The sequence below is a fragment of the Nocardioides sp. J9 genome (assembly GCF_007829375.1).
Taxonomy (GTDB): Bacteria; Actinomycetota; Actinomycetes; order Propionibacteriales; family Nocardioidaceae; genus Nocardioides.
Genome location: NZ_VLJQ01000009.1, coordinates 1 through 8028, shown reverse-complemented (window position 1 = coordinate 8028; position 8028 = coordinate 1). Strand labels below are relative to the sequence as shown.

At 74.7% G+C, this 8028-nt stretch carries 8 protein-coding genes; 2 read left to right on the top strand and 6 right to left on the bottom strand.

Annotation, left to right across the window (positions count from 1 at the left end):
- Positions 1-206 precede the first annotated feature (206 nt).
- Positions 207-2066 carry a sigma-70 family RNA polymerase sigma factor gene (locus L615_RS01605; protein ID WP_145723886.1) on the bottom strand — a complete coding sequence of 620 codons (1860 nt, stop codon included), beginning with the start codon at positions 2064-2066 and terminating at the stop codon, positions 207-209.
- Between the two features lie 192 nt (positions 2067-2258).
- Between L615_RS01605 and L615_RS01600 the strand changes: the two genes are divergently transcribed.
- A complete protein-coding gene (locus tag L615_RS01600; protein WP_145723885.1) occupies positions 2259-3242 on the top strand; it encodes a helix-turn-helix transcriptional regulator in 984 nt (327 codons plus the stop codon).
- An 85-nt stretch (positions 3243-3327) separates the two neighbouring features.
- Here L615_RS01600 and L615_RS01595 read toward each other — a convergent pair whose 3' ends face one another.
- The 5 genes from L615_RS01595 to L615_RS01575 all read right to left on the bottom strand — a co-directional run bounded on the left by L615_RS01595 (position 3328) and on the right by L615_RS01575 (position 7613).
- Positions 3328-4338, bottom strand: coding sequence for an NAD-dependent epimerase/dehydratase family protein (locus L615_RS01595; protein WP_145723884.1), 1011 nt, complete (start codon positions 4336-4338; stop codon positions 3328-3330).
- Positions 4335-4832 carry a hypothetical protein gene (locus tag L615_RS01590; protein ID WP_051486004.1) on the bottom strand — a complete coding sequence of 166 codons (498 nt, stop codon included), beginning with the start codon at positions 4830-4832 and terminating at the stop codon, positions 4335-4337. Before L615_RS01590 ends, L615_RS01595 begins: the two co-directional genes overlap by 4 nt.
- 88 nt (positions 4833-4920) lie before the next feature.
- A complete protein-coding gene (locus tag L615_RS01585; RefSeq protein WP_145723883.1) occupies positions 4921-5175 on the bottom strand; it encodes a hypothetical protein in 255 nt (84 codons plus the stop codon).
- A 184-nt stretch (positions 5176-5359) separates the two neighbouring features.
- Positions 5360-6295: a helix-turn-helix domain-containing protein gene (locus L615_RS01580; protein WP_222430408.1), complete on the bottom strand. Its 936-nt coding sequence runs from the start codon at positions 6293-6295 to the stop codon at positions 5360-5362.
- Between the two features lie 121 nt (positions 6296-6416).
- Complete coding sequence (locus L615_RS01575) at positions 6417-7613, bottom strand: lytic murein transglycosylase (protein ID WP_145723881.1); 1197 nt, start codon at positions 7611-7613, stop codon at positions 6417-6419.
- 196 nt (positions 7614-7809) lie between these two features.
- Here L615_RS01575 and L615_RS01570 point away from each other — a divergent pair.
- Positions 7810-8028: WXG100 family type VII secretion target (locus L615_RS01570; RefSeq protein ID WP_145723880.1), on the top strand; the 219-nt coding region annotated here is incomplete at its 3' end.

Here is an 8028-nt window from a genome sequence, read left to right as displayed (position 1 = left end):
CCGCCGCTCCTGAGACCTGTGGACGAGCTGCGGTAGTCCCGGGTCAAGAGCACCCTCGACCGGCGTGTCCCGGTGCTTTTGACCCGGGACTACCGCTCTTGTCTGACGATCTCCGGGCCCGTTCCGGCGGGATAGTCCCTGACGAAAAGCACCGTCGTACGGCGTGTCGCGGTGCTTTTCGTCAGGGACTACCACCCTGGCCCGGGTCAGAAGGGGCGGGTGGCGACGACGCCGTCGCTGGTGGCGAGGGTGACGGTGCCGGAGGGCTGGTAGAGCTGGTCGAGGCCGTCGAAGGCGGCGGCGTGGACGCGCAGCTGGGTCGGGCTGCCGGGCTCGTCGTAGGAGCAGACCAGCGCGCCCTGGCCGCCGGGGCCGAGGACGAGGCCGGGGTTGGCCCGCGGGCTGACCGTGGTCCCGGTCGAGGTGCGGCAGAACCACCCGTCGCCCGCGAAGGCCTCGACGTGGCTGAGCCGGACGGGCTGGTCGAAGGCGAAGGTCGCGGTGACGTCGTCGGCCGCGTCCGCGTCGTCCGCACCCACGCCGACGACGAGGTCCCAGTGGTTGAAGTTCGCCTCCGCGTGCGAGGCGACAGTGAACGACGCGAGGGTGACGCAGGAGCGGTGGTCGCCCAGGTCGCCGCTGAAGGTACGACGGCTCCCGGCTCGCAGCGCGTAGCCGTCGCGTGCCGTGGCCCGCACCTCCCACCGACCCGAGCGTCCGTCGCCGGCCGTGCGCTCGTAGCGGACCCCGCGGGTCGTCGGGAGGGTGAGGCTGCCCCACGTGCCGCACGCGGTGATCGGGGTGGCGGTCGGTGCCTGCGCGACCACCACGACCGGCGGGTCGGGGCGCGGCGAGGGGCTGGGCGACGGGCTGGGCGACGGGCTGGGCGTCGGTGAGGACGCCGGCGTCGGGGTGGGCGACGGCGCAGGACCCGGCCCCGGGTCGAGCGCCGGCGTCACCGGGGACGGGGAGACCACGACCGGGTCGGGCTCGGGCGCGGGGTCGGTGACCGGGTCGCTGGCCGGGGCCGGGTCGGCCGCGGCCGTCGTACCCGCCACCGACGGCGCGGCGTTGCTGGCCCCGGCCCGGGACGGGGCCGGGTCGGTGTCGCTGGCAGTGACCGCCCAGGTGACGCCGGCGATGCCCGCGGCCACCGCTGCGGCGGCGGCCACCACGGTGGTGCTCGTCGCGCTCGACGACGAGCTGCCGGCGCTATTGCCGCCCGACCCGCCGGCGCCGGCGAGCCCGGCGGCGCCGAGCAGCCAGGCCAGGCCCTTGCCCGAGGCGGGCAGGGCGCCGGCGAGGACCGCCGGGAAGATCCAGGCGGCGAGCTTGCGGTTGACCCGCTCGACCTGGAGGTAGGCCGCGAGGCACTCATCGCAGCTCCCGACGTGCGCGGCGACCTTCTCCTCGGCGCGGGCACTGAGGTCGCTGCGGACGTACTGGCTGAGCCGGGCCCGGGTCCAGGCGCAGTCGGATGCCGCGGCCTGGCCACCGACGTGCTGGCCGACGACGTGCTGGTCGAGGTAGGCGCGGCGCAGGCCCTCCCGGGCCCGGTGCGCCAGCGACGACACCGCGCCCGCGCGCATGCCGAGCAGGTCGGCGACCTCGCCGGGCTTGCGTCCCTCCACCTCGACGTACCAGAGCACCTTCTGCCACGACTCGGGCAACGTGGCGAAGGCGTGTGCGGCGGTGTCGTCCGCCAGGTCCTCGACGAGCTCCTCGGCCGAGGGCTGGGCGTCGTCGAGCAGCCACGGCTGGTCGGAGACGGGCGCCTCGCGCGGGGTGCGCAGCGAGTCGCGGAAGCCGTTGCGGATCGTGACGTGGAGGTAGGCGCGGAAGTTGTCGCGCGGACCGCGGCCGGCCCGCAGTTGGGCGAGCACCCGCGCGAAGGACTCCGCCACGAGCTCCTCGGCCTGCTCCGCACCGACCAGGATCGTGGCGAGCTTGCGGGCGTCGTCGACGTGCTCGCGGTAGAGCTGGTCGAAGTCGAGACCGCCGGGCAGCGGCGCGCCGGCAACGGGCACGGTGTCCCGGCCCTGCTCGGCGGCCCCGTCGGCGCTCATGTTCCCTCCTCCTGCCCCGCCCCCACAGGCGCGGGACGACCCCACGATCGTAGGCCGCTACGGGTCCAACGGTGGCTCCGGAAAAAAGTTCGGGCAAATCGCGAAAACCGCGTGATGTTCCGTGCCGGGTCCCGTCTGGGTGGGTGCAAGGGCTGCTCCGGCGGCCGCACCACCCGAGGACGAGGACGTCACATGAGCTCCGTCGCCACCCGCACCCGCCCGGCACCGACGCCTGCGCCGGAGCTGCGCTCCCTCTTCGCCTCCCACCCGGTGCCGGTCCAGGCCGGTACGACGCTGCGGCGCATCCTCTTCGCGACGCTCGACCGCGCCGACCGGGTCCCCGCCGAGCACGCCGCGCTGTGGGATCGCTTCGTCCGGATCCTGGAGCAGAACCAGGCCGACCCGCGCTCGACCGCGCGCTGCGCCGTGCTCGCCAACCTCGTGTCGATCATCGTCTTCGACGAGCCCGCGGACTACGCGGCGACCGCCGAGCTCGAGGCGCAGGTCGGCCAGTCCCGCCTGGCCCGGCTGCAGCAGCGCGCCGCGATCGCGCTCGAGGACGACCCCGCGCTGCCGTGGACCACGATCGCCGTGCGTCGCCTGCTGCGCTGGGACCTCGAGAACCGGCTGGGCAACCACCCGGCCACGGAGGTCGACGTCGACGTCGCCACCACCTGCGCGGTGATCGCCCAGAACCTCGTCTTCGAGGACCTCGACCCGGAGGGCGTCGCCGCCACCCCGATCGTCACCGTCGCCCAGCTGCACCGCCTGCTCGACCACGGCTCGATCACCGACTGGCGCGCCCAGCTGAGCGCGGTCGCGGCCAGCCCCTGGGGCCCGTACGCCGACCAGCTGCTCGCGCTGGCGCAGTCCTCCGACCGTCCCTCGGCCCTCGCGGCCGTCGCCGGGTCGGTCGAGCAGTGCCAGGAGTGGTGCCGCGAGCGCGAGCGCGACCAGGTCGCCCGCGAGATCCGGCACCTCGTCGCCGTCAGCGGCGCCTCGCAGCGCGAGTTCGCCTCGCGCATCGGCACCTCGCCCTCGCGCCTGTCCACCTACGTGCGCGGATCGGTCACCCCGTCCGCCGCCATGTTGCTGCGCATCCAGCGGGCCTCCCGCATGCTGCAGCGCCAGTCCGGCCACCCGGTGCTCGCACCGCGTCGCCAGGACGCCACCTGACCGCCACGACGGGAGCGTGACGGCTGGCSGGGACCGCAGGGCTGGGGGGCTCGCGGTCCCGGTCAGATCGGGACTCGAGGAAGGGTCAGGGGTGCAGTGGGGGCATCCCTGACCCGGCCTCCATCGCCGCGCCCTCGAGCAGCTCGCTGACCGCGGCCGCCGCGCTGTGCCGGGGGATCCAGCCGAGCTCGTCGCGGGCGCGGTCGGTGCGCAGCAGCGGCACCGACAGCAGCGCGGACAGCAGGGACCCGGGCACCGGCACCACGCGCGTCCACCACCCGGCCTCGACGACGCCGTGGACCAGGCCAGCGGGCACCTCGACGGTGCGGGCACCCACGACCTCGCCCAGCTCGCGGCGGCGCAGCACGTCGTCGGCCGCGAGGTTGAAGGCGCCGGTTACCGGGCGCTCGACCGCGGCGACGACCGCCTGGGCGACGTCGCCGGCGTGCACGGCCTGCATCCGCAACCCGGCCGGCACCGGCAGCACCGGCAGGAAGCGGCGGTCCAGCATCTTCGGCCGCAGCAGGGCGCCGCCGAAGATGCGCCGCTGCTCGCTGGCCGCCGAGCGCTGGAAGACGAAGGCCGGGCGCAGGCGAACCACCCGCGTGCCGGACGTCCCTGACGTCGAGGCCTCGAAGGCGTCGAGGATCCGCTCGTTGTAGGCCTTCTCGCGGCAGTACGCCGCGACGGACGCCCCGTCGGTCGTCCAGCCCTCGTCCATCGGCTCGTCGTGGTCGACCGGGGAGTACGCCGCGACCGACGAGGCGGTCACGAACGCGGGCACGCCCTGGCGTCGTACCGCCTCGAGGAGGCGACGGGTGCCCACGACGTTGGTCTCCCAGGTCTCGTCGGGCCGGTGCGTCGGCTGGAACTTCCAGGCGAGGTGGACCACCGCGTCCGCGCCTGCGACGACCGCGTCGAGGTCGTCCGCGCTGACGTCGGCCGGGTGCCAGGTGACGGCCGTCGCCTCCGTGCCCTGCGGCACCCGGGGACCGCGCCGGGCCACGCCGACGACCTCGTGCTGTCCGTCGGCGCCGAGCGCACGGAGGCAGGCGGACCCGAGGTTGCCGGTCGCGCCGGTGACGACGACCTTCACGAGACGGGCTTGCTGGAGACGATGCGCTCGCGCGAGACGGTGACGTGCAGCCGCTCGAGGGCCCGGACGTGCTCGTCGGCGCGCTCGAGCAGCCGGTCCAGCGCGTAGGGGTCGAGGCGGGGGTCGGAGTCGGCGGCCGCGCGCAGCACCTCGAAGCCGGCCTTCTTGCCGGTCACGGCCAGGCGCAGGGTCTCCAGCTCGATCACGTCGGTGAGCGGGCTGCGGCGGAAGAGGGTGCCGTTCGGCTTGAGCCGGCCCAGCACCTCGCCGACCCGGGCGACCACGGTGCCGGGCAGGCTCGGGCGGAGGCCGACGCTGCGCATGATGCCGCGCAGCGCCTCGCGGTCGGCGAAGACCTCGTCGGACAGGGTGCGGATCTCGGCAGCCGCAGCGGGGTCGCCGTGCGACCGTCCGACGCGCCGGAAGCCGGCCACGCCGGCGGTGGAGCCGACCCAGTGGTGCTGCAGGTAGCCCTTCAACACAGCGTCGTTCACGGGGATCACTCCTCAGGGGGTGTGGTGGGCCCCCGAGGTACCCCTCGCCGTCGATCACACACGACGGCGGCGGGGTGGTGTCGGTCGCTCAGCCGACGGTGCGGCCCTCCCGGCAGGCCTGGCAGGTCCACCACTGGACCAGCAGCTCGCCGTCGCGCCCGTACGTCGCGGGACCGATCTCGTGGGGCGTGCACTCCTCGCAGACCAGGCACTCCAGCTGCTTGACCTCACGGGCCTCGGACGACATGCGGGCACCGCCGTTCCGGTTCCGGGCGGCCAGCGCCGCCAGCTCGAGCGGGGTGGGCGGCCGCTCCTGCGGTCGCGAGGAGAAGTCGGTCGTCATGGCTGCACGCTCTCTGTCGGTGGTGCAGCGGAGGACGGCCGGGTCGGCCGGGATCAAGCAGCACGCTCTCCGTCCAGCGTAGGAACGCATCGCGCCGCGCGGTATCCGGGCAGCGCCGACTTGCAGTCCCGTTTGCGACCCCTCTCGGCCCCGCTCGAGCCGGCACAGGCCCCCGCCGCCGGGCTCAGGAGCGCAGCGTGGTGCCCGGCGTCTCGTCGAACAGCCGCCGGTAGGCCTGCCCGAAGTGCCCCTGGTGGGAGAAGCCCCACCGGGCCGCGATCTCGGCGACGGTGGTGCCGCCCACCTCCGCGGCGCGGAGGTCGCGGCGGGCCCGGGCCAGGCGGACCTCGCGCAGGTACGCCGTCGGCGTGGTGTCGAGGTGGCGCCGGAAGGCGTGCTGCAGCGCGCGGATGCTGACGTGCGCCGCGGTGGCGATCTCCGCGGGCGAGAGGTCGAGGTGGGCGTTCTCCTCGATGAACGCCATCGCCCGGCGCAGCGCGGCCGGGTGGGCGTCCCGGCTGTCCGACGTCCCCCCGGGGTCCGCGGTCGTGGCGAAGGCACCGAGCAGCTGGGCGGCGACGTAGCGGCTCGCCGTGCCGAGGACCAGGGGGTTGGCTGCCGCGACGGGGTCGCTCAGCACGACCCGGTCGAGGTGGTCGATCGCGCCCCGCAGCCGCTGGGCGGCCGCGGCATCGACGGGCCTGTGGTCGAGCAGCTGGATGGACTCGGCACGGCCGGTCGGGGCCGCGACCTCGCTCAGCAGGGCGAGGTCGACCATCGTCACCGAGTAGTGCGACCGGTTGATCGTGCCGCGGTAGGACCGGTCCGGCGGGGCCAGGGAGAACAGCTCGCCCGGGCCGAAGGACTCGGGCACCGACCCGTCCGGCCCGTGGTCCTCGACCTTGCCGGTGCGCACGTCGCAGAGCCCGATCCGGCCGAGCGGCTCGACGTCGTACGACATGACGAAGTCGAACTCGACGCGGTCGACGGTCACGCCGTCGGACGCGCCGCGGGCGATCCTCGCGCGGGTCGGCCCGGTGCTCCCGATCCGCATCGGGGCATAGTGCTCGTTCAGGAATTCCTCGGTCTCACCGAGCTCGGTGCTCTCGAACAGCAGCACGCGCAACCACCTCCCCCGCGCCGTCGTCTGGAGGACGCTTCCCAGCCACGCTAACCCGGGAAGTCGCTGCTGGCCACAGTCCCGCGCTGCCTGCCACGCCGTGAAGCCGGGGGGTTGCTCCTCAGCGACCCCCCAGCTTCGCCAGGCACGCGGCGAGGCCGTCGGGCTGGAGGAGCTTGTCGAGGTTCCTCACGGTGCAGTCGAGCGTCTCGGCGAGGGGTGCGAGCACGTCCTTCGCCGCGGGCTTCGGCGCAGGCTTCGGTGTGGGTTTCGGTGCGGGCTTCGCGCGGTCCCCATCTCCACCGGACGGCTTCCCGGTCCTCGGCGTGGACGACGCGGGCGCACCTCCAGACCCGTCGCTCCCCTTCGCGGAACCGGGCCCGCCCCGCGCCGGCTGCGCGGCGGCACGTATGCCCCGATCCGTGCCGCCGCGGCCGTCGCGGCTGGTCGCGCTCCCCGCCGCGGGGACCGTCCCGGTGGGGCGCACGGCGATGCCGGCCGCCAGCGGGACGGAGCTTCCAGCGGCGTACGAGCGGGCCAGGGCCAGGACCTGGTCCGCGTACGCCGACGACTGGTTGTAGCGCAGCACGGCGCGTCGGGCGCTTCCCGGCTGACGGAGGTCGGTGTCGCCGGAGCAGAGGTAGACGGCGGCCGCCAGCGCTGCGTCATCGACGTCCTGCGGGTTGCGCTGCCCGTCGTTGTCGGCGTCCACGCCGACGATGCCCCAGGTGGTGGGGATGAACTGCATCGGACCGACGGCGCGGTCCCAGGCCCGGTCTCCGTCGTACCGGCCACCGTCGGTGTCGGAGATCTGCGCCGTGCCGCGGCGGCCATCGAGCCGGATGCCGATGATCGGCGGGGTCGCGACGCCGTCGTCGTCGAGGGCACTGCCCCCGGCGGTACCGTGCCCCGACTCGACGGAGCCGATCGCCGCGAGCAGCGGCCACTCGAGGCCGCAGTCCTCGTCGGCGCCGCGCATGATCGCGGCCGCCCGCTGGTAGGCCGCCATCGCCGGGGCCGGGACCGAGGTGCCGCTCCGCGCCGCGACGACCGCCACTCGTCCGCCGCCGGAGGCAGTCCGCGGCCCGGGCGTGGCGCTGCCCCGGGGGCTCGCCGGTGCCTCGACGCTGTCCGCCGGCACCTCGACGGCCGGCTCAGCGGCCTCGGCCGGGCCGGCGGAGCCCGCCGTGACGGTCGGTGCGGGGAGGGCCCCGGCGCCGGCCACGCTGAACGTCCACGCCGCCGAGACCAGGGTGAGGGGCCCCAGCGCCGCGAGACGCACCATGCGTCGCGTCCGGGTCTGCTGGTTCGCTGCCATGGCGAGGAGTCAACCCCGCGTGACCGGCGCCACACATCTGCCGTAGTGAGGAGATCCCTCCCCCGTTGGGGTGGTGAGGGCGCCCGCACGGCCACGCATCGCGAGGCCGGGGTTTGAAAGCGGACGCGGGACGGAAGACGACTCCTGTCCACCCGACGGCCGACGCCTCGGGAACCTCACCACGAAGGAGCACGTCATGGCCGACCAGGAACTCACTTACGACGACATCGACGCCGCCGCCGACAAGCTGGACACCGGCAAGGAGGACATCAACAGCCTCCTGTCCGAGCTGCGCAGCCTSGTCCAGGAGCTGACCGAGAGCAGCTTCAGCACCAACGCCGCCTCCGTCTCGTTCCTCGACTCCTACGAGGAGGTCAGCGACGGCCTGGAGTCCGCCCTCGAGGCGATCCCGGCG